The sequence below is a fragment of the Pseudomonas sp. Ag1 genome (assembly GCF_000278565.1).
Taxonomy (GTDB): domain Bacteria; phylum Pseudomonadota; class Gammaproteobacteria; order Pseudomonadales; family Pseudomonadaceae; genus Aquipseudomonas.
Genome location: NZ_AKVH01000097.1, coordinates 37,687 through 62,202, shown reverse-complemented (window position 1 = coordinate 62,202; position 24,516 = coordinate 37,687). Strand labels below are relative to the sequence as shown.

Genomic DNA, 24,516 nt, shown 5'->3' with positions numbered 1-24,516 from the left:
TTGAGTGGAACGATTTCCAGGCCCTCAAGGTCCAGATAGATGTAAGCCCACCCATGGGTTTTATCGAGGAGGCTCTGATGCCAAAGTGGAACGTTTCCTTCACCAATGATCATGGTGAGTCGGTAGTCGAGCAATTCGAGTGCGAGCAGAAACCCACGCTTGAAGAAGCTGCGCGCCTGGTTCGCGCCCGCGTATCACCGGTGCTGGAGGAACTGGATCTCAACGATCTGGAGGGGCGTATCGCCGAACCCACGGTCAAGATTCTGAAAGATCAAAACAGCATCAAAGACCTCAACGTCGAACCCGCCGCCTGAATATTCCCTGTACGCCTTTAAACAGACTCTGGTGGAGGTGATAGCTTCGCGCTACTCTGCAATGGAGATCAGCGAATGAATCGCTAAGGTCTGGTCTTGTCAGCTACATGCTTGTCTCCCAGCGGCGACGTCACTGCCGTAACACCCGCGCCCTTGCAGCGCGGGCCTTGGGAAGCACGGAAAGTCTATCCATCGGTTTGAGGAGGACGTTTCATGAGCACAGCCTATCAAGAAGACATCAGCACCAACGTGTTGCGCCGCATGAAAGAGGGCGGCTTTGACTTCTCGCGTTTCCATCCCATCGAGTTCTACGCCATTTTCCCGGATGAGGAACGTGCGCGGCGGGCTGCGGGTCGGTTTCGTGGGGAATCCCTGAATGCCCAGGTCAGCGCGCGGGATGACGGCGCCTGGTACCTGGAATTGAGCAAAATCATGTTCGCCACCTACGACGGCATAGGAGACTTCGAGCAGGACTTTGAGGCGGTGGTCGAGCCCTTGGGCGGAATCATCGAGGGATGGGGCGTGAAACAGGAGGTGCGTGGGTTACCCATGTAGCGGCATGAGCAATAACACAGCGTATCGGCTGACCTTTGGGTCGGCCGTTTTTGTTTCTGGCGCGGGAAAAATCCTGCGCAAAAAAAAGCCACCCGAGCAGGGTGGCCAAAGGGAAGATCGCAAAGGAGGAGAGCGATTCGGTACAAGCGGTAATGCGCAATGGATGAAGCTGTAGGACGCGTCCTGTTCAGCTGATGGAGGTGATTATCCGCGGGGTTTGCCGGGCAGTGAAATCAACTCTGACTATGCTGGTGATAGTCATGGCCTGCATTGCAATGAGGCGCCGCCCATGACAGCGGGCATTTGCTGCACCGGGACGGTGCGATGAGACCTGCGTCTATATCCAACTGATTGATACTTAAGTGTTTATGCCGCTGGCACGGGCCTTGCGATGGTTCTGGCGTCCGGGTGACAAGGAGTACGGCATGATCCGCACTTATTATGATGAGATGTACGACGGGGCAGGGCAGGTGCGCCCCCATTACCGCGAATTTGCCCGCTGGTTGGCCGACACGCCGGCCGAACTGCTGGCCCAGCGCCGGCGCGAAGCCGATTTGCTGTTTCACCGGGCCGGTATCACCTTCACCTTGTATGGCGATGAGCAAGGTACCGAGCGCCTGATCCCCTTCGACACGATCCCCCGCAGCATCCCGGCCAGTGAATGGCGGATCGTCGAGCGCGGCTGCATCCAGCGGGTCAAGGCGCTGAACATGTTTCTCGCCGACCTCTACCACGAACAACGCATTATCAAGGCAGGGATCATCCCCGCCGAGCAAGTCCTGGCCAACGAGCAGTACCAGTTGGCGATGCAGGGCCTGGACTTGCACCGGGATATTTATTCCCACATCTCAGGTGTCGACCTCGTACGCGATGGCGACGGCACTTACTACGTCCTCGAAGACAATCTGCGTACCCCCAGCGGCGTGAGCTACATGCTCGAAGACCGCAAGATGATGATGCGCCTGTTCCCCGAACTGTTCGCGGCCCAGCGCATTGCGCCCATCGACCACTATCCCAACCTGTTGCTCGACACCCTGAAAAGCTCCAGCCCGCTGGATAATCCCAGTGTGGTGGTGCTGACGCCTGGGCGTTTCAACAGTGCGTTCTTCGAGCATGCATTCCTGGCCCGGGAAATGGGCGTGGAACTGGTGGAAGGCGCCGACCTGTTCGTGCGTGATGACCGCGTGTTCATGCGCACCACCGATGGTCCCAAGGCGGTGGATGTGATCTACCGTCGCCTCGACGACGCGTTCCTCGACCCGCTGGCCTTCAACCCGGACTCCATGCTCGGCGTGCCGGGCCTGCTGGCGGCGTACCGCTCGGGCAACGTGGTGTTGGCCAATGCCATCGGCACCGGGGTGGCGGATGACAAGTCGGTGTACCCCTTCGTCACCGAGATGATCCGTTTTTACCTGGATGAAGAACCGATCCTGAAGAATGTTCCGACGTTCCAGTGCCGTAATCCCAGTGAACTGTCCCACGTACTGGCCAACCTTCCGCAACTGGTGGTGAAGGAAACCCAGGGCTCCGGTGGCTATGGCATGTTGGTCGGCCCGGCCGCCTCGGCAGCGGAAATCGAAGCCTTCCGTGCACGCATCAAGGCCAAGCCCCACGCCTACATCGCGCAGCCAACGCTGTGCCTGTCGACGTGCCCGACCTTCGTCGAAAACGGCATCGCCCCACGGCATATCGACCTGCGCCCGTTTGTGCTGCAAGGCAAGGAAACCCGTGTGGTCCCCGGCGGCCTGACTCGTGTGGCGCTGCGGGAAGGCTCGTTGGTGGTCAACTCGTCCCAGGGCGGCGGCACCAAAGACACCTGGGTGGTCGAGGATTGAAATATGTTGAGTAGAACTGCCTCGGATTTGTATTGGATGTCGCGCTACCTGGAGCGCGCGGAAAACCTCGCGCGGATGCTCGATGTCAGTTATTCGCTGTCGCTGATGCCCCAGGACGGGCGCGGCGATGGCCTGCATGAACTGGCGATGCCGCTGCTGATCACCGGCACCCTCGACGATTACCGCGAGCGCCACGGTGAACTGCACGCCGAACGCCTGCTGCACTTCTTCGCCCTGGATGCGGCGAACCCGGCCAGCATCTACAGCTGCCTCGGCGCTGCACGCGCCAGTGCCCATGCCGTGCGTGGGCGAATCACCGCCGACATGTGGGAAAACATCAACGCCACCTGGCTGGAGATTCGCGACATCGCCCAGCAAGGCCTGAGCCGCTACGGCATGAGCCGGTTCTGCGAGTGGGTCAAGGAACGTTCCCACCTGTTCCGCGGTGCCACCTACGGCACCATCATGCGTAACGACGCCTTTCGTTTTATTCGCCTGGGCACCTTTATCGAGCGCGCCGACAACACCCTGCGCTTGCTCGACGCCCGCTATGAAATGGCCGGCGACCAGGCCGAAGCGGTCACCGATGGTACCGCCCATGCCTACTATCAATGGAGTGCGTTGTTGCGGGCGTTGTCGTCGTTCGAGGCCTACACCGAGATCTACCGTGATGCCCCCGGCGCCCGGCAAGTCGCCGAACTGTTGCTGCTGCGCGCCGACGTGCCGCGATCGCTGCGGGCCTGCAGTGAAGAGATCGACCAGATCCTTGGCAGCCTGCCCGGCATCAACGGTCGCCCGGCCCAACGCCTGGCAGCGGAAATGGACGCACGCCTGCGCTATACCGCCATCGACGAAATTCTCGAGGAAGGCCTGCACGCTTGGCTGACCGACTTCATCCCGCTCGTGCGCGAGTTGGGCGATGCTATTTACAGTTCCTACCTGGAGGCGGCATGAGACTTTCCATCAGCCACGAAACCACCTACCACTACGAAGACCAGGTGCGTGCCAGCATCCAGTACCTGCGGCTCACGCCCCACGACAGCGAGCGCCAGCATGTCCTCAGTTGGCAGTTGGACTTGCCCCGGCCGGTACGGGCGCAACTGGACCCGTTCGGCAACATCCTGCACGTGTTGACCCTGGACGAGCCCCATGAAGCCATCATCATTGGCGCCCGTGGCCAGGTGGATATCGACGAATTGCGCGAGGCCGAACATGAAAGCCAGTCGGCCTTCCCGTTCCTGCGCTGCACCCGGTTGACCGAGCCGGACGAGGCCCTGCGCAGCTTTGCCGAAAAGCATTGCCATCAACGCCGCGACCGCAGCGCATTGATCGACCTGATGCACGCGCTGAACCAGTACATGACCTATTCGCCGGGTTCTACCGAAGTCGACACCTGTGCGGCCAAGGCGTTTGCCGGGCGTGCCGGGGTGTGCCAGGACCACACCCACGCCTTCCTCGCCTGTGCCCGCAGCCTGGGGATTCCGGCGCGTTATGTGTCGGGGTATTTGTATAGCGAAGACTGCGAGCACCTCGCCAGCCATGCCTGGGCTGAAGCGTGGCTGGATGACGCCTGGTACAGTTTTGACGTGACCAATCAACTGGCGCGGCCGGAGCGGCATTTGAAGCTGGCGGTGGGTCTGGATTACCTGGACGCCTGCCCGGTACGAGGCATGCGTCGTGGGGGAGGGCATGAGCAAATGCATGCGAAGGTATTTGTAGCGCCGACACCGGTGATATCGGTGCAGCAGCAGTAGGATCCAGGGAGAGAGGGAGCTCTGTGTAGCAGGAAAGCTCTCCGTGCCAGGACAGCTTTTTGTGGCGAGGGAGCTTGCTCCCGCTGGGCTGCGAAGCGGCCCCAAGGCATGCCCCCGAGTTCTGTCTGGAGAAATGCGATTGTCTGATTGGGGCTGCTGCGCAGCCCAGCGGGAGCAAGCTCCCTCGCCACAGATTTACCCGAGCCTTAAGGCTGCTTTCTGCCCGCCATATGCTTCAAATACCCCACCAGCAGATCCAGGTCCGCATCCGGCAACACGCTGGTGGCAAACGCCGGCATCTTCGCCTGTGGCCAGTGCCGCATGCTTTGCGGATCGCGGATGTAGCGCTTGAGGAAATCCCCGGCAAAATATTCAGTGGGGTTGTAAGGAATATTCAGGTCCGGCCCCACCTGCGCATCGCCGGCCCCGTTCAGGCGATGACATGCCAGGCAGTTCTTCTGGAACAGTGCGAACCCCTGATTCACCGGGTCATTCGCCGCCAGTTTCGGATCCGGCAACAACGCCGGGAAGCGCTCCGCCACCGTCTTCAACTGCTTGATCCCGGAAATCTGAAACGGCCATTGCTCAGGGCTGATATGCCCGGCTTGTGGATCGGTCCACACCAGATAAAACGGCCCGGCACTGGGCTTGCCGTCTGCCAGTGGCGGCCACGGATGCGCCGGATCTTCCACCGCCAGCCAGGCCCGCGCGCCGCTTTTTGATAGCAGCGGTGCCGCCGTCAGTTCCGCGGCAAAGCCGTCGAGGGCCACTGCCTGCAGATGGTTATCCGGCGTGATGCCTGGCAACAGCGCTGCCAACGGCACTGCACGATAGGTCATATTGCGCTTGTAGGAAACGTCATCAACGATCTGCACCGTCTGCACATCCGGACGCTTGAGCAGTTCGGTGGTTTCCCAGGTTTTGCTGGCGTGATCCAGCTCGACGGTCAATTTCGCGGCGTGCGCCGGCAAGGCCAGCAGCAGGATCAGGAGGACGATGATCTGTTTCAAGGAAGGGCCACATATCGGAAAAGGCGGTGGAACTCACGATACCGCAAAATCACAAAATCTCGGCGCGCAAAACGGCAGCCCCTGACGGGATCGCTATACGCAATATCCCGAAAGGCGCTGCCAAAGGCTGCGATCCTGGCGCTGTGTCTGCGCAGAATGTGGGGTGTGAGAGGTCACCCAATGACCTTGGTGAGGTTGGGCAAGATCAGAATCAGGGTGGTGGCGAACAGAATAAGTCCCGCCTGACGTACTTTCGAATGCTTGAACATGGCTGACTGCCTTTTGTTGTTATTCCTGAGCGTCAAATGCGTGCCGGTCGATTCAACTATGACGGTGCTACATGACTCTTTTCTTACAGTTCCTACAGGTGCTCCAGCAAAACCCGGCAGCAACCTTTAACTTCTCTTACAGATTCAACCTTAGAGCCCTCGTTCTACATGGCTTAGATCCATTTCGTCTCATCACCTGAAGAAAAATTATTAAAAAGGCATGAGGCCAATTGCCAGCCAGACGCCAGCCCTACGGCTAGACAGCTAAAACGATTAATCAGCCGATTCCCGTAGCCTCCTACCGTTCGTCTGAGCGTGAGCGTCAAGGTCAATGAGCGGTTCGGTCATTGAATCCGGCGCCCCGGCGCCTAAGGTAAGGGCACGATTCGTTGCATAGTGATTCGAGGACGTCATGACCCAAGCTTTGATCTTTGATGCGATACGCACGCCCCGGGGCAAAGGCAAGGCGGATGGCGCCCTGCACAGCGTCAAGCCGGTGAACCTGGTGGCCGGTTTGCTGACGGCACTGCAACAGCGCACCGACCTCGACACCCGGCAAGTGGATGACATCGTCCTGGGCTGTGTCACACCGATTGGCGACCAGGGCGCCGACATCGCCAAGACCGCCGCGTTGGTGGCGGACTGGGATATCAGCGTCGCCGGTGTGCAGATCAACCGGTTTTGCGCCTCGGGCCTGGAAGCCGTGAACCTCGGCGCGATGAAAGTGCGCTCCGGCTTTGAAGACCTCGTGGTGGTGGGCGGCGTCGAGTCCATGTCCCGAGTGCCCATGGGCAGTGACGGCGGCGCCTGGGTGCTCGACCCGCAAACCAATATGCACAGCCACTTCACCCCGCAAGGCATCGGTGCCGACCTGATCGCCACCCTGGAAGGCTTCACCCGCCAGGACGTCGACGCCTTTGCCCTGCACTCACAGCAGAAAGCGGCGCGGGCCAGATCAGACGGTTCCTTCAACAAGTCGCTGATCGCCGTGCAGGACCAAAATGGCATTGTGCTGCTGGATCAGGACGAATTCATCCGTGCCGATTCCACCCTCGAAGGCCTGGGCAAACTCAAGCCCAGCTTCGAAATGATGGGCCAGATGGGCTTCGACGCCACGGCGTTGCGGGTCTACAGCCACGTCGAACGCATCAATCACGTGCACACACCGGGCAACAGTTCCGGGATCGTCGATGGCGCGGCGCTGATGCTGATCGGTTCTGAAGCCAAAGGTCGCGAACTTGGCCTGCAACCCCGGGCGCGGATCGTCGCCACCGCTGTCACCAGTACCGACCCCACCATCATGTTGACCGGCCCGGCACCGGCAACCCGCAAGGCACTGGCCAAGGCGGGTTTGCGGGTTGAAGACATCGACCTGTTCGAGGTCAACGAAGCGTTTGCGTCGGTGGTGCTCAAGTTCATCAAGGACATGGGCATCGACGCCGCCCGGGTCAACGTCAACGGTGGCTCCATCGCCATGGGCCACCCGCTGGGCGCCACGGGCTGCGCGATTCTCGGCACCTTGCTTGATGAGCTGGAGGTACGCCAGCAGCGTTATGGCCTGGCCACCCTGTGTGTCGGCGGCGGCATGGGTATCGCCACTATCATCGAACGCCTCTGAGCCTAAGGAATCAGTCATGACCGATGCCATTCGTTACGAAAAGGGCCAGGACCAGATTGTGGTGCTGACCATCGACATGCCCGGCCAGAGCGCCAACACCATGAACGGGGTGTACCGCGAGGCCATGGCGGCCACCGTCGCCCGCCTGGACGCCGAGAAGGATTCGATTGCGGGCGTGATCATCACCTCGGCGAAGAAGACCTTCTTTGCCGGCGGCGACCTTAATGAACTGATCAAGGTCGACAAGCCCCACGCCAAGGATTTCTACGACAGCGTGCTGGTGCTGAAGGCGCAACTGCGCACCCTGGAAACCCTCGGCAAACCGGTAGTGGCCGCGATCAACGGCGCAGCGCTGGGCGGTGGCTGGGAGATCTGCCTGGCGTGCCAGCACCGTGTGGCGCTGGACCACAAGTCGGTACAGATTGGCCTGCCGGAAGTCACCCTCGGGCTTTTGCCGGGTGGCGGCGGTGTGGTGCGCATGGTGCGGATGCTGGGCCTGGAAAAAGCCTTGCCCTACTTGCTGGAAGGCAAAAAGATTACGCCGCAGCAGGCGCTGCAAGCCGGGTTGATTGATGAGCTGGCGGCAGACCGTGACGAGCTGCTGGCCAAGTCCCGGGCGTGGATTCTGGCCAACCCCGAGGCGAAACAGCGTTGGGACATCAAGGGCTACCAGATCCCGGGTGGTACGCCGTCCAACCCGAAAGTCGCGCAAATGCTCGCCATTGCGCCATCGATCCTGCGCGCCAAAACCAACGGCTGCTTCCCGGCCCCGGAAAAAATCCTCTGCGCCGCCGTGGAAGGTGCCCAGGTGGATTTCGACACCGCCCACCTGATCGAGACCCGCTACTTCACCGAGCTGGTCACCGGGCAAGTGGCGAAAAACATGATTGGCACCTTCTGGTTCCAGCTCAATGAAATCAGTGCCGGCAGTTCGCGGCCCCAGGGCTTTGCGCCGTATGTGACACGCAAGGTCGGCGTGCTCGGCGCCGGGATGATGGGCGCGGGCATTGCCTACGTCAGCGCCTCGGCGGGCATTGAGGTGGTGCTCAAGGACGTCAGCCAGGCGGCGGCAGAGAAGGGCAAGGCCCACTCGGCCACGTTGCTGGACAAGAAGGTCGGGCGTGGGCAATTGACCGCCGAACAGCGGGAAACCATCCTCGCGCGGATTGTTCCTACCGAATCCGATGCTGATCTTGCCGGCTGCGACCTGATCATCGAAGCCGTCTTCGAGGATCGGGAACTCAAGGCCAAGGTCTCGGCGGCCGCGCAAAACGTGGTGGGTGCCGAAGCGGTGATCGCCTCCAACACCTCCACCTTGCCCATCAGCGGGTTAGCCACCGCCGTTCCAGACCAGGGCAAGTTTATCGGCCTGCACTTCTTCAGCCCGGTGGACAAAATGCCCCTGGTGGAAATCATCAAGGGCGCCCGCACCAGCGACGAAACCCTGGCGCGGGGGTTCGACTTCGTACTGCAAATCAAGAAAACCCCGATTGTGGTCAACGACAGTCGCGGCTTCTTCACCTCGCGGGTGTTCGGCACCTTCACCAACGAAGGCATCGCCATGCTCGGCGAAGGCGTGGCGGCGCCGATGATCGAGACCGAGGCACGCAAGGCCGGCATGCCGGTGGGGCCGCTGGCGGTCTCTGACGAAGTTTCCCTCAGCCTGATGAGCCATATCCGTCAACAGACGGCCAAGGACCTACAGGCCGAAGGCAAGCCGTTACCGCAGCACCCGGCGTTTGCCGTGATCGACCTGTTGCTCAATGAATACAAGCGCCCGGGCAAGGCGGCGGGTGGCGGTTTCTACGAGTACCCGGCGGGCGGGCAGAAACACCTGTGGTCGGAGCTGAAAAACCGCTTCGAAAAGCCTGGCCAACAGATCTCGCCGCAAGACGTGCGTGACCGTTTGCTGTTCATCCAGGCCATCGAAACCGTGCGCTGTGAGGAGGAGGGCGTGTTGATGTCGACGGCTGATGCCAACGTCGGCTCGATCTTCGGTATCGGTTTTGCCGCCTGGAGCGGCGGAGCGCTGCAATTCATCAACCAGTACGGCCTGAACGATTTCGTCGCCCGCGCCCGCTACCTGGCCGAGCAATATGGTGAGCGCTTCACGCCGCCGGCGCTGCTGTTGGAGAAAGCTGCACAGGGTGAAGCGTTTCGGTGATCCAAATGTGGGAGCGGCGATGGGGCTTGCCTTGGAAGGGTATTTCAAGGCAGGCTCTGGGGGTGTTCATTATTCCCATCGCCGTGTCAGGTATTTTTTATGTCGTTACGCGTGTGCATCCTGGAAACCGATATCCTGCGTCCTGGGCTGATCGATCAGTACCAAGGGTACGGGCAGATGTTCAAGCGCCTGTTCTCCAAACAGCCGATTGCCGCCGAGTTCGTCATCTATAACGTGGTGCAGGGTGAATACCCGGCGGATGAAGAAGTGTTCGACGCGTACCTGGTGACGGGCAGCAAGGCCGACTCCTTTGGCACCGATCCGTGGATCCAGACCCTCAAGACCTACCTGCTGGACCGCCATGCCCGCGGCGACAAGCTGATCGGCATCTGCTTCGGCCACCAGTTGCTGGCGCTGCTGTTGGGTGGCAAGACCGAGCGGGCGACCAAGGGCTGGGGCATGGGCATCCATGACTACAAACTGAACGCCAAGGCACCGTGGATGAGCCCGGTGGTGGAAGAACTGACGCTGTTGATCAGCCACCAGGATCAGGTCACCACCTTGCCGGAAAACGCCACCGTGATCGCCTCCAGCGAGTTCTGCCCGTTTGCGGCGTACCACATTGAAGACCAGGTGCTGTGTTTCCAGGGCCACCCGGAATTTATCCACGACTATTCCCGCGAGTTGCTGGAGATTCTTCAGACAACGCTGGGGGAGAAGGTCTACACCAACGGTGTGGCCAGCCTGGAGCGAGACCATCACGGCGTCACCGTGGCGGAATGGATGATGCGGTTTGTGGCGCACAAACCAAAAGCGGACGTGGCCTAACTATTCGGGTTGATTGACGAGCTTTTTGTGGCGAGGGAGCTTGCTCCCGTTCGGCTGCGCAGCAGTCGCAAGCCTTGGGGGCGCTTCGCACCCCAGCGCACAACAGCAGTTTTCCTATAGCCAGCCTGAACGCTTGAAGCTGGCCCACAAACTTGTACACCCCACCGCAATAAACCCCAGCACCGCAAAATAGCCGTAGTGCCACTGCAGCTCCGGCATGTTCTGGAAGTTCATCCCGTAAATCCCGGCCACCGCCGTCGGGAACGCCAGAATCGCTGCCCACGCGGCAAACTTGCGTTGCACCACGCTTTGGCGCGAGGCTTCCAGCAACACCCCAATCTCGATGGTCTGGCTGGCGATATCCCGCAAGGTGGTCAGGTCTTCCATCTGCCGGGTGACGTGAATCTGCACATCGCGAAAGTACGGACGCATGTTCTTGTCGATAAACGGGAAGCTCAGTTTCTGCAATTCCTGACTGATCTCCACCATCGGTGCTACATAGCGCTTCAGTCGCAGCACATCGCGGCGCAGGCCGTGGAGCTTCTGGATATCCGCTTCACTCAGGGAGTTGCACAACACGTTGCGCTCCAGTTCATCGACCTCGGCATGAATCGCCTCGCTCACCGGCTGGTAGTTCTCGGTAACAAAATCCAGCAGCGCATAGAGTACGAAATCTTCCCCATGCTCCAGCAACAGCGGTCGCGCCTCACAGCGCTGGCGCACATAGCCGTAGGATGCCGAGTGGCCGTTGCGGGCGGTGATGATGTAGCCGTTGCCGGCAAAGATATGGGTTTCGATAAACTCCAGCTTGCCGTTATCGCGCACCGGTGAGTAGGTCACGATAAACAGCGCGTCGCCGAAGGTTTCAAGCTTGGGCCGGCTGTGTTTTTCCAGGGCGTCTTCGATGGCCAGTTCGTGCAGGTTGAACTGGCGCTGCAGGTTGGCCAGTTCCAGCGCGCTGGGCTCCTCCAGGCCGATCCACACAAAGTGGTCAGGCTTGGCGGCCCACGCGGCGCCTTCGTCGAGGGTGATATCGGTGACTTTCTTACCGGCGCTATAGACGGCGGCCGCAACAACTCTACCCATAGTGCTGATCGCTTCTTCTTGAATGGCAGATGACAACTGTCAGGCAGCTTAGCTGCCCTGCCCAATCAGAGTCAGCAAATTCGGCGGGGTTCAGCCGTGATTGCAGGCGTGGTTTGCAGCTCGCGGTCCATCGCCTCGATGCAGTCGCGCATTTGCTCGCGACAGGTCTGCATTAACAGCGGCATGTCATCCATCGTCAGCCCCTTCGTAGGAATCGGCGGCAACGAGCGAATCAGAATATCGCCACTGTTCCAGCTATTGAGCTTCATCTGCTTCACATAGGTGCTGACACACACCTGCACAATCGGCACGCCTGCGGCGATCGCCATCTGGAACGCGCCTTTCTTGAACGGCAGCAGGGTTTCACCGAAGTTGCGCGTGCCTTCCGGGAACACCCAGATCGAGGTGTCGGCATGCGCCAAGGTGTGGGTGGTGGTCAGCATCGAACGCCGCGCCTTGTGCGCATTGCCCCGGTCGATCAACACATTGCCCGCCAGCCAGAACAACTGTCCGAACAACGGCACCCACTTCAGGCTCTTCTTGCCGATACACACCGTGCGGTACGGCACCACGGTGCCGAACACAAACAGGTCGTAGTTGGATTGATGGTTGGCGATGATCACGCAACTGCTGGGCTTGTGGCGCAGCGAGTCGACATCGGCCTTCACTCGCAGGCGCAATAGCCACATCGCCGGCACCGCATACAGGCGCGCGCAGTAACGGCTGTTGTCCGGATTGAACGGCCGACAGATCCCCAGCAGCACGCCCAGCACGCCGGCGATCATAAAATGCAGGCCCATCAACAACATGCGTAACAAAAAAAGCATCGACACAGCCCATCGGGACAAAAGGTGGCGCAGTGTACGGATGTGCACTGTATTCGGCAATTGCCCCTATAGAGTCGGAAGATAGGCGATGTTTAAGCGCATGTTTCAACATGCTGTGACAGACACTGTCTAGAGCGGTTGTAGGCAAACCGGAATTCTTTGTAAGAAAAAGCCCGACTCAAGGTCGGGCTTCGATTCAGCAGGCGTAGGTTTGATTAACCCAAGTGGCCTTGGTCCTGAATGATCGCATCATCCAGGGCTTCCAGCAGCGCCTTACGCACCTTCAGCTTGGTGTGTTTGTGGGCGTTCATATTGATCTTCTTCAGTTGGCGAGCGGCTTCCAGCGCTGCGGCCTGCAACTCTTCCGGCGCGACCACCTTATCCAGGAACCCGGCGCTCAACGCGTCCTGCGGGTTAAACATCTCGGCATTGATCACCGAGCGGTGGAAGGCCGACTTACGCAGACGATCCCGCGCCAGCTCGATCCCGGCGTGGTGCATGGTCATGCCGATCATCACTTCATTCAGGCCAATGCTGAAAGGCCCGTCCACACCGATCCGGTAATCCGCCGACAGCAACAGGAACGCGCCTTTGGCCACCGCGTGCCCAGGGCACGCCACGATCACCGGGAACGGGTGTGACAACAGGCGGCGGGCGAGGGTGGAGCCCGACGTCACCAGGCTCACGGCTTCTTTAGGGCCGGCGGTCATCACCTTCAAATCATAGCCACCGGACAAAATCCCCGGCGTGCCCGTGATGATCACCACCGCCCGATCCTTCTCGGCCTGATCCAGCGCTTGATTAAACGCACTGACCACTGCCGGCGAAATGGCATTCACCTTGCCGTTGCTCAGGGTCAGGGTCGCGATACCGTCTTCGAGGTGGTAGGCAATCAACTCACTCATGACGCGATTCCTTGTAATGCTTGTAATAGAAGGACAGACGGCAGACGTTACCCACCGCGCCCGCCCTGGTAAAGCGCCATGACTGACTACCCAGTCAGACTTTTCCCCCATGCCCACCCGCAGGCGGCCTTCGGCAAGGCGCAGCAGCTACTATAGACAAGCGCCGCGAGTGCCCGAGAATGGCAGAATCGCCGTGGTGTGCGTGGCGCCGCAGAGGGCTGGAACGGCATAACCGCCTAAGCGCATGAAAATTCTGAAAAAAACCTTTGCCATCGGAAAAGCTTTCGACTACATTAGCGCGCCTCGACAGACTGAATCAGTTTGACGAGATACGGTGAAGTGTCCGAGTGGCTTAAGGAGCACGCCTGGAAAGTGTGTATACAAGAAATTGTATCGAGAGTTCGAATCTCTCCTTCACCGCCAAATTCGATGTAAACAAAACCCCTGGTTTCGAAAGAAGTCAGGGGTTTTGTGGTTTCTGGGGTTTGAATATTTGGTTGTGCTAGGAAAAATCAAACCAATGGATTCAGGAACACCGCATAGCCATGCGCCGACCTATCACATCCAGCAAATCACAACCATCGCGCAATGGAATTGAACACAGCAGCGAAAAATCGCTAAGCACAACCGTATCGCTGCTGATTTCCGCACGCAGTGCCAGATTTTCAAGAACTTGAGTAACAGCACGAATTCGATACCCAGCAGCGTCCAGCAAAACGTCCAGCGGCGCAGTGGTATCTACAAAAAGGGCAGGTGTCTCGCAATCGTTGCTGGTGAGGGCCATGTATTGGTTCATGCGTGAATCTCCGCTTGCTTAAGGAGAGCTGCCACACATTCGTTACCAAACAAAAGGGTGGCAGCTGTACGCAGGTTGGCGAACCGGACAAATTGGAAAACCGGCAGACCCGAAGGTCTCCCACGCACAGCTACCATCGAGCAGCTTATTGCGCGTAGGGGCATCCCGCAAACTTAGCCGGGAGGCCTCTGCCAATTTGTAGTCGAGTCGCCAAACCCGAGTCGCTATGAGAGCGACCGGCGAACTATATGCCCCACCTCACAAACCCGGCAGGGCACTCCTTCCGATTGATCTGTAGGAAATCACTCCGACTGACCAACTGCACGCCCTCAAGCCTGCACATACACCCAAGCCGTCAACCCCGAAGCCAACCCCACCGAAACCCGCTTATAGTCCGACACTTCATACGCATCCGCCGCCGCCAGTTCCTGCTCGGTAATCTGAAACACCATCCCTTCAACACTGTCCTCATTCCGCCCGCTCGGCGAAACAATCGGATGATGGGTCTTGCCACTGGCCGCCAACACCTCAGGATCGGTAATCTCCACCCAGCTTGTCGAATACCCCAGCATCGCATCCTGCTGACCCACCAACTCCCGCCCAAAGTTGGCCAGCTGCACTGCCTTGTCCTGCAACGTGCCGTAGGAAAACAACAGCACGGGAAATTCGGTCGAGCGTTCCATCTTTATTCCTTGAAAAAGTTAAGCCAGCAAATCTTCGTAAAACGCACCATAAGCCCCGCTCGGATGCGCGATCTGTATCTCCAGAATCCACAGCCCTTCATTGGGATACTGGTCAAAGTCCCCAAGATCACCGCCACGATAAATCGCATGGGGGAAATCGCTGACGCGGTGCCCTTTGATGTCCAGGTTCAGCATCCAACCCATTTCCTTCGCTTGCTCTTCGGCAAAACGATACAGCTCCAGGCCGACGACTTTGTCGTTCCTCCAGCGCCGCTCAACCCGATCAAACAGCTCTTTTGCCGCGCTCGCACATGCCTTCATCTCGGGGTCGTTACCGGTGCTGAATGTCGCCCCCGCATCACCTTCATGGCCTTGCCACACGGCGCCCATGTCGATGAAGTAGATGTCGTTTTCCCCCAGCACCGGGTCGCCGTCGGAGCGCTCCTTGAAGGTCTTGAGGGTGTTGGCGCCGAAGCGCACCAGCAGCGGGTGCCAGATGCGCTGCATGTCGAGGTCGGCGAGGACTTTTTTGCCGAGCTCGCGGGCTTCGGATTCGAGCATGCCGGGGCGGATGAGTTTGGACAGTGCTTCGATCGCGCGCCAAGTCATGGCCTGGGCGTAGCGCATTGAGTCGATGCTGTAGGCGACGCCCACAGCTTCCTTGGATGATTGTGCGGTCACCGGCTTTTCCTCGGCTTTATAGTGTCAGGCGTTATGCGTTTTACTATATAGCGATGGCAGGATGGAACCTAAATATGCAACCACGCCATCCCACCCAACACCACACTCACACCACCGGCGGTATACGCCATGCGCTTCAACCATTCCTTCCTTGTCAGCAACGTGATCGCCGCCAATGAAATCGCGATCTGAATCGCGGTCATCGCCTGCGCCCAGCGGTGATGCTGATGCAGCGCCTGTTCTGACTTTTCATCCCATTCCTTCGACGTGGCCTCGAGCTTTTCGGCTTGTTTGCGCACGTCTTCCTTCTGGGTTTTATAACGCTCGATCTCGTCGGTGTAGTGCTTGGCATCAACCCCCGGAATATGCGTCGCCAGCTCCGCAAGGTTCTGCCGGCTGGATTTGGCCTGGTAGTAGTTCCACTGGTTGGCGGCTTCGGTCTTGAAGATGGCGGCGTTGTTTTTGTCCATCGCCGCTTCGCTTTCGGTGGAGCCGGCCTGGTAGCTGAGCATGGCGCCGACGGTGGCCATGATGGCGGTCATCACGGCGATGCGGCTGGCGAAATTGTCCCCGCTGCGGTGGGCATGTTCGGTGGCGTGTTCGACGTGTTTTTCGTGGGGGCTGGGGACTTCGAAGGCTTCGGACATGGGGGCGTCTATGAAGGGTTTGAGGGACTCTGATTCTTCACCAGCGAAGCTGTCTCAATCCTGTACGTAATGCTGCAAACCGGCCACCAGGGCGTCAAAGGTGACGCGGCAGCGCGGGCTGTTGCGCAGGTCTTCGTGCATGGTGACCCAGGTGTCCAGTTGCAGGGCGAATGCGTCGGGCAGGACCCGGCTCAGGCGGGCGTCTTGCCGGGCCAGTTTGACCTGGCAGCCACCGATGCCGGCGCCAGCGCGGATCAGGGCCAGTTGTGCGAGGTCGCTGTCGCTGCTGAGGGAAAAGGCGCTGCGGTCGAAGCCTTTGACGGCCAGGCTGCGGATGAAGGCGCTTTCCTGGTCGTAGCCGATGACTGAATGAGCTGAGAGATCATTCAGGCTCTGGGGTGTGCCATGTTGTTGCAGGTAGTCGTTGCGCGCATGCAGGCCGACTTCGATAACGCCGATCCTTTTCGCCAGAAGTTGTTCCTGGCTGGGTCGGACCATTCGCACAGCGATGTCGGCCTCCAGTTGCAGCAGGTCCAGCAGGCGATTGCTCAGCACCAGTTCGACCCTGAGGTGCGGGTGCTGTTGGCGCAGGCGGGTGATGATCGGCGGCAGGACTTCCACGCCGATCACTTCGCTGGCAGACACTCGTACCACGCCGCGCACTTCGGGGCCTTGGGGCGACGCGGCGCGCTCGAGTGCGGCGGCGGTGGTTTCCATGGTTTCGGCATGGGTGCGCAGGGTGAGGGCGACCGCCGTGGGCAACAGGCCGCTGGCGGAGCGGGTGAACAGCACCACGTTGAGGGATTTTTCCAGCGCAGCGATGTGCCGCCCGACCGTGGGCTGCGTGATGCCGAGCTGCCGTGCGGCCCCCGACAACGATCCTTCCTTGAGTACCCCGAGGAATGACCGGTAAAGCTCCCAACCAATATTTGATGCCATGCATAAATGTATAGCGTCTGGATGATCTTCGGCAATTCCTCTATAGCTCGCCGACCAACAGAATCGCCCCATCACACAACCCTCAGGGGAAAAAGTATGAACAAGGTTCTGGTAATGGGCGCGACAGGCGGGATTGGTGGTGAGGTGGCACGGCAGTTGTTCGCTGCGGGCTGGCAGGTGTGCGCCCTGACGAGGGATGTGGATAAGGCTCACAAGCAGAATGCCGATTTCACCTGGATAAAAGGTGATGCGCTGAACCGTGGGGAAGTCGTCGCAGCGGCCCGGGGTTGTTCGGTGATCGTGCATGCGGTGAATCCGCCCGGTTACCAGCGCTGGGCGGAGCTGGTGCTGCCGATGATCGACAACAGCATCGCGGCGGCAGTCGCGGAAGGGGCGACGATTGTCTTGCCGGGCACGGTGTACAACTTCGGGCCTGATGCCTTCGCGCGGTTGGAGGAAGATTCGCCGCAGCATCCACTTACCCGCAAGGGCGCGATCCGGGTAGAGCTGGAGCAGCGTTTGCTTGAGGCGACCCAGCAGGGCGCACGAGCGCTGATCGTGCGGGCAGGCGATTTTTTCGGCGCCAAGGCCGGCAGCAGCTGGTTTTCCCAAGGCCTGGTCAAGCCCGCAAAACCGGTGGCCAACGTGAGCTATCCAGGGGCGCCGGGCGTGGGGCATCAGTGGGCTTACCTGCCTGATGTGGCGAGGACCATGGTCGAGTTGATTGCCCGCCGCGACAGCCTTGATGCCTTCGCCCGTTTTCATATGGCGGGGCACATAGATGCCGATGGTCGGCAGATGAGCCAGGCGATTCAGCGGGTGGTGTCACGCAGGACCGGCCAACAGCCTTCTGTACGTGCTTTCCCGTGGTGGCTGCTGAAACTGGCCGCGCCCTTTGTCACCACCTTCCGCGAGATGCAGGAAATGCGTTACCTGTGGCAAACCGAGGTGCGGATGGACAACCGCCGCCTCGTACAGATATTGGGCAGTGAACCGCACACGCCTTTGGACGAGGCGGTTGAGGCGACATTGGTGGGTATCGGCTGCTTGCCTAAGCGCGCCTGATCAGCCGCACATACACCGCGATATTGATCAACAGCACCAGCGCGCCCAGCCCCAGCTGGATCTGCGGCGTCAGCCCGGCCGGGTAGATCAGGGCCAGGATGTAATGCTCGATAAAGCCGCCGCCATATCCGTCCTGCCCGGCCAAATGACGAAACAGATTTTCCCAGCGGGTCAGCGGGCAGGGCAGATGGAACACTTCCACCGCAACGCCCCAGGCAGCAGCGGGCAAGTGCAGCCACATCACGGGCCGCCATTTGAGGGCGAGCAAACCGCCAAACAGCACGAACAGAATGAACGACAAATGAAACAGCACCAGGCCGTCGGCGGCGAAGCGGTAGAGCATGATTGGGTTCGCTTTTTGAATGGATCAGGTCCCGAATTCTTCCTTCAGGAACTCGATAAACACCCGCAATTTCTTCGGCGTGTTCGTACGGTTGAAGTAATACAAATACAGCGCGCTGTGGGCAATCCAGTCGTCCAAAACCTCCACCAACTCACCGCGTTGCAGGTACTGCTCGACGCTGGAACGCGCCACGTAGGCAAAGCCAAACCCGTCCAGCGCACCGCGCACCATCAATTCAACATCGTTGGTCGCCAGCCGGCCTTTTACCGTAACCCGCATCTGCTTGCCGGCTTTTTCAAAGTCCCAGCGGTGCAGCGAGCCGGTCTGCGCACTGCGGTAGTTGACGCACTCATGCTCGAGCAAGTCGTGGGGATGAGTGGGCAGTTTGCGCCCCTGCAAATACTGCGGCGTGGCGACGATGACGAATCGCAACTGCGTCGCCACCGGCACCACCACCATGTCTTCGGCCAGCACATGGTCGTAGCGGATGCCCGCGTCAAAACCCTGGGCGACGATGTCCACCAGGCTGTTGTCCACCGCCACTTCCAGGTTGATGCCCGGGTATTTGCGCAGGAAGCGCTGGAGCAACGGTTGCAGGACCATTCGGCTGGCGGTGGAGGGAATGTTCAGGCGCAAGGTGCCGGCGGCGTCGACCGTCGCCGCTACTACGCTGTGCAGGCTGGTTTGCAGTTCTTCCAGCAGCGGCGTGATCTTCTGGATCAACTGCTCGCCGGCCTCGGTCACGCTGACGCTGCGGGTGGTGCGGTTGAGCAGTTGCACACCCAACTGTTTCTCGAGGGCGCGCACGCGATGGCTGACGGTCGACACCGACAGGCTGCTGGCGTCGGCCGCCTGGGTGAAGCTTTTCGAGCGGGCGACCTGCAGGAACAGTCGCAACTGCTGAAAATCGGGCGTGTCCATTGTGTGGTATTTCCGAAAGGGCCTTGCAGATTATGCATCTTTTTAGCAATAACAGCGGCGCGCATACTTTTCCTACACACACGAGGATTGGCCCTTTATGACGACTTACACCGCAAAACCCGTCTGGTTCATCACTGGCTGTTCCACCGGTTTCGGCCGTCAGCTGGCGTTGCACACCCTGAGCCTCGGCTACCCGACCGTGGTCACCGCGCGTAATCCGCAGCAGGTGCAGGACATCGTTGCCGGTCACGAAGAAAACGCCCTGGTCCTGACGCTGGACGTTACCGACCAGGCCCAGGTCGAGGCGGCTGTCAAAGCGGCTGAAGAACGTTTCGGCCATATCGACGTACTGGTCAACAACGCCGGTGTCGGCTACTTCGGCTCCTTCGAAGAAAGCGACCTGGATGACGTGCGCAACATGTTCGAAATCAACGTGTGGGGCTTGAGCGCCATGACCCGCGCGGCCTTGCCCGGCATGCGCGCCCGGCGCTCGGGCAGCATCGTGAACATTTCCTCGGTGGGCGGTGTGGCGGCGTTCCCGTCGCTGAGTTTCTACAATGCGACCAAGTTTGCGGTGGAGGGCCTTTCCGAGGCGCTGTCCCAGCAAGTCGCGCCGTTGGGGATCAAGGTGTTGCTGGTCGAGCCGGGCCCGTTCCGCACCGACTGGGCCGGGCGTTCGGCCAACGAGGCGGCTCACGGGATTGCCGAATACAAGGAAACGGCGGTGGCACGGGCCAATATGGTTCGCAACTACAGCGGCAAGCAGCCGGGTGATCCGGTGCGCGCGGCGATTGCCATCGTCAAGGCGGTGGAGGCTGAGCAACCGCCATTGCGCCTGTTGCTGGGCAAGGCTGCGTTGACCTTTGCGCGGACCAAGGTGAAGGCGCTGAGTGCGGATTTTGATGCGTGGGCTGAGGTAACTGAGGGGGCGGATTTTCCCGAGTGAAGCACTGACTGGATTCGGCACAAGGCCGTAACGGTTGCTTGCAGGTAACGCTGGCCGTTATTGTGCTGAATCCTTTTAGTCCTTTTGCCCACGGATCTGTAGTGATGAATGCACCGCGTACCGCTGTCCCGATCAAGGCTGTCATTTTCGATATGGACGGGTTGTTGCTGGACACAGAAGGCATCTACACCGAAGTCACACAGATCATCGCCGAACGCTATGGCCGTACCTATGACTGGGGGATCAAGCAGCACATCATTGGTCGCGGCGCCCAGGACCTGGCGGATTACGTGGTCAAGGCGCTGGACCTGCCGATTACCCCCGCAGAATTCCTGGTGATCCGCGAGCCGCTGATGAGCGAGCGTTTCCCCAAGGCCTTGGGCATGCCGGGTGCTGAGGCGCTGGTGCGGCACTTGAAGGCGCATAACATTCCGATTGCCGTGGGCACCAGTTCGTCGCGCAACTCGTTTGGTCACAAGACCACGCTGCACCGTGAGTGGTTTGGGTTGTTCGACACTATCGTCACGGCGGATGACCCGGAGGTCGGGGCGGCCAAGCCGGCGCCGGATATCTTCCTGACGGCGGCGCGCCGCTTGGGTGTGGCACCGGAGGATTGCCTGGTGTTTGAGGATTCGCCGTTTGGCGTGACAGCGGCGAAGGCTGCGCACATGACCGCGATTGCGGTGCCGGATGAGGCGATGGCGGACAGCAAGTATCACCATGCCGACCAGATTATTCGCAAGTTGGCTGACTTTGATTTGGCGGCGTATGGCTTGCCGCCGATGCGTTGATCCCTCTGAAGCGACTGGATTAAAAATGTGGGAGCGGGCTTGCTCGCGAATACGGTGTGTCAGCCGATACATGTGCTGACTGATCCACCGTATTCGCGAGCAAGCCCGCTCCCACATTTAGTCCTGCGGTGCCTTGGGCAAGGTCTTCTGCCGCAAAATATAAACCGTCACCAACACCGCACTGGTCAGCATGAACCCTCGCGCCCAGATCAGCGGCACCAGGTAGCAGGAAAAACCGATACTCACCCACATCAACCCAATGGCATACACCTTGCCCTTGAGCGGAATCCCGTTGCCATCCAGATAGTCACGAATCCACGGCCCCAGGCGCGGGTGTTCCACCAGCCAGTGGTAGAAGCGCGGGGAGCTACGGGCAAAGCAGGCGGCAGCCAGCAGAAGGAAGGGGGTAGTGGGCAGCACCGGCAGGAAGATGCCGATTACCCCGAGCGCCACGCTCAACCAGCCGATGGCCAGCAGAACGTAACGCAGGATCACGGAACGGTTGCCCATGGGCGCCACGGGCAAAGGTCTTAGTGGTGGCGAGGCTTGAGGATCGCCGGCTTTTCGTCAGGTGCGTTGCACAGCAGGTACAGGGCGGTCAGCGCTTCCGGGATCTGAACGATCATGTCGTCCATCAGGTTGGCGTCGGCGGCGATGTCGGAGAACTCAGGTTGCTCGTCGAACAGGCCGGAACCGACCATGATCGGCAGCAGCATTTCGCTGACTTCTTCTTCAGCCGTTTCGAACCAGGCCTCTTCACGCAGGAACACGCCTTCCATGAAACCGATGCACCAGCCGCGCAGTTCGGAGTCGTCCGGGTCTTCGCCCAGGTCCAGGTCGCAAGGCAGTTCGAACTCTTCATCGGAAGCCAGTTGGCGGCCAATGTGAGCCTTGAGGGCCAGCAGGGTCGATTCGATTTCTTCGCGCTGGGCGGCATCACTGTAGTGAGGCTCTTCGGAGAACAGCGCGTCGATCCATTCACGGTCGGGAACGACATCGGAGCATATCGACAGCGCGGTCAGATAGCCGTGGGCGGCCACGTAGTCCAGCGCCTCGTCGTGCAGCTCATCGGCATCGAGGAAGGCTTGCAGGCGGGTTAGTTGCTCAGCGAAGGACATTGACGGACTACCTTGGGAATAAACGATGGGCAATTCTAGGCTTTCTTGAGCTGCCAGGCCAGCCGCAGCACAGATTTGAGAGGTATTTGAGCCCGGCGGCAATTCACCAACGGCACCCTTTGCCGGGTAACGCTCGGGTATACTGCCGCGTTTTGTGATGCCCCTGCAGGCCAAGCGCCAGTCGCGGGAAAAGTTCGCTTACGGATTATTTCCCGCTCAAGCGTGCTTTTTCGACCAGCCTGTACAGAGGGATTTCGGCGATATTTGGAGTTTTTCATGCTCGAGCAGGCTCAACGCGTCCTCAAGGACATCTTCGGCTACGACAGTTTTCGTGGCCGCCAGGGTGCGATCATTGAGCGCGTGGCCAACGGCGGCGATGCCCTTGTCCTGATGCCTACCGGCGGCGGCAAGTCGCTGTGCTTCCAGGTACCGGCACTCCTGCGGGAAGGGCTTGCGGTGGTGGTGTCACCGTTGATCGCCCTGATGGACGACCAGGTGGCCACCCTTGAAGAGCTCGGCGTGGCGGCCGCTTCGCTGAACTCCACCCTCAGCGCCGAACAGCAGCGCGACCTCGCTGCCCGCATCAAGCGCGGCGAAGTGAAGATGCTTTACCTCGCCCCCGAGCGCCTGGTGCAGCCACGGATGCTGGCGTTCCTGCAGAGCCTGGAAATCGCCCTGTTCGCTATCGACGAAGCCCACTGTGTGTCCCAATGGGGTCACGATTTCCGTCGCGAATACCTGCAACTGGGCCAACTGGCGGAGCTGTTCCCCAACGTCCCGCGCATCGCCCTGACCGCCACCGCCGACAAACGTACCCGCGAAGAAATCGTCGAGCGCCTGCACCTGCAGAACGCCGAGCGCTTCCTCTCGAGCTTCGACCGGCCGAATATCTTTTACCGCATTGTGCCCAAGGAACAGCCGCGCAAGCAGTTGCTGGCGTTCCTCTCCGATCGGCGCAGCGACGCCGGCATCGTCTATTGCCTGTCGCGCAAGAAGGTCGATGAGGTCGCCGCATTCCTCAGTGAACAAGGCTATCCGGCACTGCCGTATCACGCGGGTTTGCCCAACGAACTGCGGGCCTACCACCAGAAGCGCTTCCTCAACGAGGAAGGCCTGATCATGGTCGCCACCATCGCGTTCGGCATGGGCATCGACAAATCCAACGTGCGCTTCGTGGCCCACATGGATTTGCCCAAATCCCTCGAGGCGTACTACCAGGAAACCGGGCGTGCCGGCCGTGACGGCCTGCCGGCGGATGCGTGGATGGTCTACGGCCTGCAAGACGTGGTGATGCTCAAGCAGATGCTGCAGAACTCCGAAGGCGACGAGCGCCACAAGCGCCTGGAACAGCACAAGCTCGACGCGATGCTGTCGCTGTGTGAAGAAACCCGCTGCCGTCGCCAGACCTTGCTCGCCTACTTCGACGAAGACATGCCCAAGCCCTGCGGCCACTGCGACAACTGCGTGGACGGCGTGCAGACCTGGGACGCCACCGAGCCGGCGCGCCAGGCGTTGTCGGCGATCTACCGCACCGGCCAGCGCTATGGCGTCGGCCACCTGGTGGACGTGTTGCTGGGCAAGGACAATGAAAAGATTCGCAGCTTCGGCCACGAAAAACTCTCGGTCTACGGTGTGGGCAAGGCCCGCGCCGAAGGCGAGTGGCGCTCGCTGTTCCGGCAGATGGTCGCCCGTGGCCTGGTGGACATCGACCTGGAAGGCTACGGCGGCCTGCGCCTGAACGACAGTTGCCGGCCGCTGCTCAAAGGCGAAGTCAGCCTGGAGCTGCGCCGCGACCTCAAGCCGCAAACCACCGCCAAGAGCAGCACCAGCCAGGCCAGCCAACTGGTGCGTTTCGAAGAGCGCGAACAGTGGGAAGCCCTGCGCGCGCTGCGTAAGAAGTTGGCGCAGGAACACAGCGTGCCGCCTTACGTCATCTTCCCGGACTCCACCTTGCTGGAAATGCTCCGCGACCATCCCACTACCCTCGGCGAGATGGCCAGGGTCAGCGGCGTCGGTGCGCGCAAGCTGGAGCGTTATGGCCAGGCCTTCCTCGAAGTGCTCGGCGGCCAGGTCGAGGCGCCGAAAGAGGTCGCCGACATCCGCCACGAGTTGATCAGCCTCGCCCGTGCCGGCATGACCCCGATCCAGATTGCCGGGCAGCTGCAGTGCTCGGAGAAGAACGTCTACACCTTGCTCGCCGAGTCCATTGGCAAGCAGCAGTTGTCGTTGGAGCAGGCCCTTGATCTGCCGGAAGATTTGCTCGGTGAAATCCAGGATGCATTCCTGGATGGAGAAGGCGAATTGCCACCCGTTTCCGAGATTGCGCCGCTGTTTACCGGCCGCGTTCCCGAGGGCGTTTTGTACTGCGTAAGGGCCGCTTTGCAGTCGGAATTCGAGATTTGATGTGCCAATTACGACAAT

General features: G+C 60.1%; 25 protein-coding genes and 1 tRNA gene. 13 read left to right on the top strand and 13 right to left on the bottom strand.

Annotation, left to right across the window (positions count from 1 at the left end; translation table 11 throughout):
• The first annotated feature begins 53 nt into the window (after positions 1-53).
• The 5 genes from A462_RS17355 to A462_RS17375 all read left to right on the top strand — a co-directional run bounded on the left by A462_RS17355 (position 54) and on the right by A462_RS17375 (position 4,458).
• The gene (locus A462_RS17355; RefSeq protein ID WP_008434908.1) at positions 54-314 is read left to right on the top strand and encodes a hypothetical protein; all 261 of its coding nucleotides are present in this window, start codon (positions 54-56) and stop codon (positions 312-314) included.
• A gap of 213 nt (positions 315-527) precedes the next feature.
• Positions 528-869 carry a ribonuclease E inhibitor RraB gene (locus A462_RS17360; protein ID WP_003193463.1) on the top strand — a complete coding sequence of 114 codons (342 nt, stop codon included), beginning with the start codon at positions 528-530 and terminating at the stop codon, positions 867-869.
• 425 nt (positions 870-1,294) lie between these two features.
• Positions 1,295-2,704 (top strand): circularly permuted type 2 ATP-grasp protein, encoded by a 1,410-nt coding sequence (locus tag A462_RS17365; protein ID WP_004371206.1) that lies wholly within the window; start codon positions 1,295-1,297, stop codon positions 2,702-2,704.
• A gap of 3 nt (positions 2,705-2,707) precedes the next feature.
• Positions 2,708-3,658: an alpha-E domain-containing protein gene (locus A462_RS17370; RefSeq protein WP_004371204.1), complete on the top strand. Its 951-nt coding sequence runs from the start codon at positions 2,708-2,710 to the stop codon at positions 3,656-3,658.
• Positions 3,655-4,458 carry a transglutaminase family protein gene (locus A462_RS17375; RefSeq protein WP_004371203.1) on the top strand — a complete coding sequence of 268 codons (804 nt, stop codon included), beginning with the start codon at positions 3,655-3,657 and terminating at the stop codon, positions 4,456-4,458. Before A462_RS17370 ends, A462_RS17375 begins: the two co-directional genes overlap by 4 nt.
• A 206-nt stretch (positions 4,459-4,664) precedes the next feature.
• Here the strand turns inward: A462_RS17375 and A462_RS17380 are convergent, their stop codons facing one another.
• A complete protein-coding gene (locus A462_RS17380; protein ID WP_008434903.1) occupies positions 4,665-5,468 on the bottom strand; it encodes a c-type cytochrome in 804 nt (267 codons plus the stop codon).
• A 681-nt stretch (positions 5,469-6,149) separates the two neighbouring features.
• Between A462_RS17380 and A462_RS17385 the strand changes: the two genes are divergently transcribed.
• From A462_RS17385 to A462_RS17395, 3 genes are all read left to right on the top strand, one after another.
• Complete coding sequence (locus tag A462_RS17385) at positions 6,150-7,355, top strand: acetyl-CoA C-acetyltransferase (RefSeq protein ID WP_008434901.1); 1,206 nt, start codon at positions 6,150-6,152, stop codon at positions 7,353-7,355.
• 16 nt (positions 7,356-7,371) lie between these two features.
• The gene (locus A462_RS17390) at positions 7,372-9,519 is read left to right on the top strand and encodes a 3-hydroxyacyl-CoA dehydrogenase NAD-binding domain-containing protein (RefSeq protein ID WP_008434899.1); all 2,148 of its coding nucleotides are present in this window, start codon (positions 7,372-7,374) and stop codon (positions 9,517-9,519) included.
• A 99-nt stretch (positions 9,520-9,618) separates the two neighbouring features.
• Positions 9,619-10,347, top strand: a complete 729-nt coding sequence (locus tag A462_RS17395; protein WP_008434897.1) for an amidotransferase — start codon at positions 9,619-9,621, stop codon at positions 10,345-10,347.
• A gap of 114 nt (positions 10,348-10,461) precedes the next feature.
• Here A462_RS17395 and A462_RS17400 read toward each other — a convergent pair whose 3' ends face one another.
• The 3 genes from A462_RS17400 to A462_RS17410 form a co-directional block, all read right to left on the bottom strand.
• Positions 10,462-11,433 (bottom strand): magnesium and cobalt transport protein CorA, encoded by a 972-nt coding sequence (locus tag A462_RS17400; protein WP_004371189.1) that lies wholly within the window; start codon positions 11,431-11,433, stop codon positions 10,462-10,464.
• A 71-nt stretch (positions 11,434-11,504) separates the two neighbouring features.
• The gene (locus A462_RS17405; RefSeq protein ID WP_008434894.1) at positions 11,505-12,260 is read right to left on the bottom strand and encodes a lysophospholipid acyltransferase family protein; all 756 of its coding nucleotides are present in this window, start codon (positions 12,258-12,260) and stop codon (positions 11,505-11,507) included.
• Positions 12,261-12,475: 215 nt separating this feature from the next.
• Positions 12,476-13,165, bottom strand: coding sequence for a crotonase/enoyl-CoA hydratase family protein (locus tag A462_RS17410; RefSeq protein ID WP_004371187.1), 690 nt, complete (start codon positions 13,163-13,165; stop codon positions 12,476-12,478).
• Between the two features lie 333 nt (positions 13,166-13,498).
• On the opposite strand from A462_RS17410, the gene A462_RS17415 reads away from it, so the two are divergent.
• Positions 13,499-13,588, top strand: a tRNA-Ser gene (locus A462_RS17415).
• Between the two features lie 103 nt (positions 13,589-13,691).
• Here A462_RS17415 and A462_RS33375 read toward each other — a convergent pair.
• The 5 genes from A462_RS33375 to A462_RS17435 all read right to left on the bottom strand — a co-directional run bounded on the left by A462_RS33375 (position 13,692) and on the right by A462_RS17435 (position 16,911).
• Positions 13,692-13,961 (bottom strand): short-chain dehydrogenase, encoded by a 270-nt coding sequence (locus A462_RS33375; RefSeq protein ID WP_083853206.1) that lies wholly within the window; start codon positions 13,959-13,961, stop codon positions 13,692-13,694.
• Between the two features lie 329 nt (positions 13,962-14,290).
• On the bottom strand, positions 14,291-14,644 hold the full coding sequence (locus A462_RS17420; protein WP_008434891.1) for a gamma-glutamylcyclotransferase family protein: 354 nt from the start codon (positions 14,642-14,644) through the stop codon (positions 14,291-14,293).
• Positions 14,645-14,662: 18 nt separating this feature from the next.
• Positions 14,663-15,325 carry a M24 family metallopeptidase gene (locus tag A462_RS17425; RefSeq protein ID WP_008434889.1) on the bottom strand — a complete coding sequence of 221 codons (663 nt, stop codon included), beginning with the start codon at positions 15,323-15,325 and terminating at the stop codon, positions 14,663-14,665.
• A gap of 68 nt (positions 15,326-15,393) precedes the next feature.
• Positions 15,394-15,972, bottom strand: coding sequence for a DUF4337 domain-containing protein (locus A462_RS17430; RefSeq protein WP_008434886.1), 579 nt, complete (start codon positions 15,970-15,972; stop codon positions 15,394-15,396).
• A gap of 54 nt (positions 15,973-16,026) precedes the next feature.
• Positions 16,027-16,911, bottom strand: coding sequence for a LysR family transcriptional regulator (locus A462_RS17435; RefSeq protein ID WP_032899338.1), 885 nt, complete (start codon positions 16,909-16,911; stop codon positions 16,027-16,029).
• Positions 16,912-17,007: 96 nt separating this feature from the next.
• On the opposite strand from A462_RS17435, the gene A462_RS17440 reads away from it, so the two are divergent.
• The gene (locus A462_RS17440) at positions 17,008-17,976 is read left to right on the top strand and encodes an SDR family oxidoreductase (protein WP_008434883.1); all 969 of its coding nucleotides are present in this window, start codon (positions 17,008-17,010) and stop codon (positions 17,974-17,976) included.
• Here A462_RS17440 and A462_RS17445 read toward each other — a convergent pair.
• Positions 17,963-18,319 carry a DUF2784 domain-containing protein gene (locus tag A462_RS17445; protein ID WP_008434882.1) on the bottom strand — a complete coding sequence of 119 codons (357 nt, stop codon included), beginning with the start codon at positions 18,317-18,319 and terminating at the stop codon, positions 17,963-17,965. The genes A462_RS17440 and A462_RS17445 overlap by 14 nt on opposite strands.
• A gap of 24 nt (positions 18,320-18,343) precedes the next feature.
• Positions 18,344-19,240 carry a LysR family transcriptional regulator gene (locus A462_RS17450; protein WP_008434880.1) on the bottom strand — a complete coding sequence of 299 codons (897 nt, stop codon included), beginning with the start codon at positions 19,238-19,240 and terminating at the stop codon, positions 18,344-18,346.
• Positions 19,241-19,337: 97 nt separating this feature from the next.
• On the opposite strand from A462_RS17450, the gene A462_RS17455 reads away from it, so the two are divergent.
• Entirely contained in the window at positions 19,338-20,186 is an 849-nt protein-coding gene (locus A462_RS17455) for an oxidoreductase (protein WP_008434877.1), read from the top strand.
• A gap of 104 nt (positions 20,187-20,290) precedes the next feature.
• Positions 20,291-20,977 carry an HAD-IA family hydrolase gene (locus A462_RS17460; protein ID WP_004371166.1) on the top strand — a complete coding sequence of 229 codons (687 nt, stop codon included), beginning with the start codon at positions 20,291-20,293 and terminating at the stop codon, positions 20,975-20,977.
• Positions 20,978-21,094: 117 nt separating this feature from the next.
• On the opposite strand, the gene A462_RS17465 is transcribed toward A462_RS17460, so the two are convergent.
• Complete coding sequence (locus A462_RS17465; protein WP_004371165.1) at positions 21,095-21,487, bottom strand: YbaN family protein; 393 nt, start codon at positions 21,485-21,487, stop codon at positions 21,095-21,097.
• A 20-nt stretch (positions 21,488-21,507) separates the two neighbouring features.
• Entirely contained in the window at positions 21,508-22,095 is a 588-nt protein-coding gene (locus tag A462_RS17470; RefSeq protein WP_004371163.1) for a UPF0149 family protein, read from the bottom strand.
• A gap of 276 nt (positions 22,096-22,371) precedes the next feature.
• Here A462_RS17470 and recQ point away from each other — a divergent pair, with 276 nt between their 5' ends.
• Positions 22,372-24,498: a DNA helicase RecQ gene (recQ, locus tag A462_RS17475; RefSeq protein ID WP_004371161.1), complete on the top strand. Its 2,127-nt coding sequence runs from the start codon at positions 22,372-22,374 to the stop codon at positions 24,496-24,498.
• The last annotated feature ends 18 nt before the right edge of the window (positions 24,499-24,516 follow it).

Coding starts and splice junctions, on each gene's coding strand:
- A462_RS17355 (WP_008434908.1), top strand. CDS start 54: ATGGGTTTTATCGAGGAGGCTCTGATGCCAAAGTGGAACGTTTCCTTC.
- A462_RS17360 (WP_003193463.1), top strand. CDS start 528: ATGAGCACAGCCTATCAAGAAGACATCAGCACCAACGTGTTGCGCCGC.
- A462_RS17365 (WP_004371206.1), top strand. CDS start 1,295: ATGATCCGCACTTATTATGATGAGATGTACGACGGGGCAGGGCAGGTG.
- A462_RS17370 (WP_004371204.1), top strand. CDS start 2,708: ATGTTGAGTAGAACTGCCTCGGATTTGTATTGGATGTCGCGCTACCTG.
- A462_RS17375 (WP_004371203.1), top strand. CDS start 3,655: ATGAGACTTTCCATCAGCCACGAAACCACCTACCACTACGAAGACCAG.
- A462_RS17385 (WP_008434901.1), top strand. CDS start 6,150: ATGACCCAAGCTTTGATCTTTGATGCGATACGCACGCCCCGGGGCAAA.
- A462_RS17390 (WP_008434899.1), top strand. CDS start 7,372: ATGACCGATGCCATTCGTTACGAAAAGGGCCAGGACCAGATTGTGGTG.
- A462_RS17395 (WP_008434897.1), top strand. CDS start 9,619: ATGTCGTTACGCGTGTGCATCCTGGAAACCGATATCCTGCGTCCTGGG.
- A462_RS17400 (WP_004371189.1), bottom strand. CDS start 11,433: ATGGGTAGAGTTGTTGCGGCCGCCGTCTATAGCGCCGGTAAGAAAGTC.
- A462_RS17405 (WP_008434894.1), bottom strand. CDS start 12,260: ATGCTTTTTTTGTTACGCATGTTGTTGATGGGCCTGCATTTTATGATC.
- A462_RS17410 (WP_004371187.1), bottom strand. CDS start 13,165: ATGAGTGAGTTGATTGCCTACCACCTCGAAGACGGTATCGCGACCCTG.
- A462_RS33375 (WP_083853206.1), bottom strand. CDS start 13,961: ATGAACCAATACATGGCCCTCACCAGCAACGATTGCGAGACACCTGCC.
- A462_RS17420 (WP_008434891.1), bottom strand. CDS start 14,644: ATGGAACGCTCGACCGAATTTCCCGTGCTGTTGTTTTCCTACGGCACG.
- A462_RS17430 (WP_008434886.1), bottom strand. CDS start 15,972: ATGTCCGAAGCCTTCGAAGTCCCCAGCCCCCACGAAAAACACGTCGAA.
- A462_RS17435 (WP_032899338.1), bottom strand. CDS start 16,911: ATGGCATCAAATATTGGTTGGGAGCTTTACCGGTCATTCCTCGGGGTA.
- A462_RS17440 (WP_008434883.1), top strand. CDS start 17,008: ATGAACAAGGTTCTGGTAATGGGCGCGACAGGCGGGATTGGTGGTGAG.
- A462_RS17445 (WP_008434882.1), bottom strand. CDS start 18,319: ATGCTCTACCGCTTCGCCGCCGACGGCCTGGTGCTGTTTCATTTGTCG.
- A462_RS17450 (WP_008434880.1), bottom strand. CDS start 19,240: ATGGACACGCCCGATTTTCAGCAGTTGCGACTGTTCCTGCAGGTCGCC.
- A462_RS17455 (WP_008434877.1), top strand. CDS start 19,338: ATGACGACTTACACCGCAAAACCCGTCTGGTTCATCACTGGCTGTTCC.
- A462_RS17460 (WP_004371166.1), top strand. CDS start 20,291: ATGAATGCACCGCGTACCGCTGTCCCGATCAAGGCTGTCATTTTCGAT.
- A462_RS17465 (WP_004371165.1), bottom strand. CDS start 21,487: ATGGGCAACCGTTCCGTGATCCTGCGTTACGTTCTGCTGGCCATCGGC.
- A462_RS17470 (WP_004371163.1), bottom strand. CDS start 22,095: ATGTCCTTCGCTGAGCAACTAACCCGCCTGCAAGCCTTCCTCGATGCC.
- recQ (WP_004371161.1), top strand. CDS start 22,372: ATGCTCGAGCAGGCTCAACGCGTCCTCAAGGACATCTTCGGCTACGAC.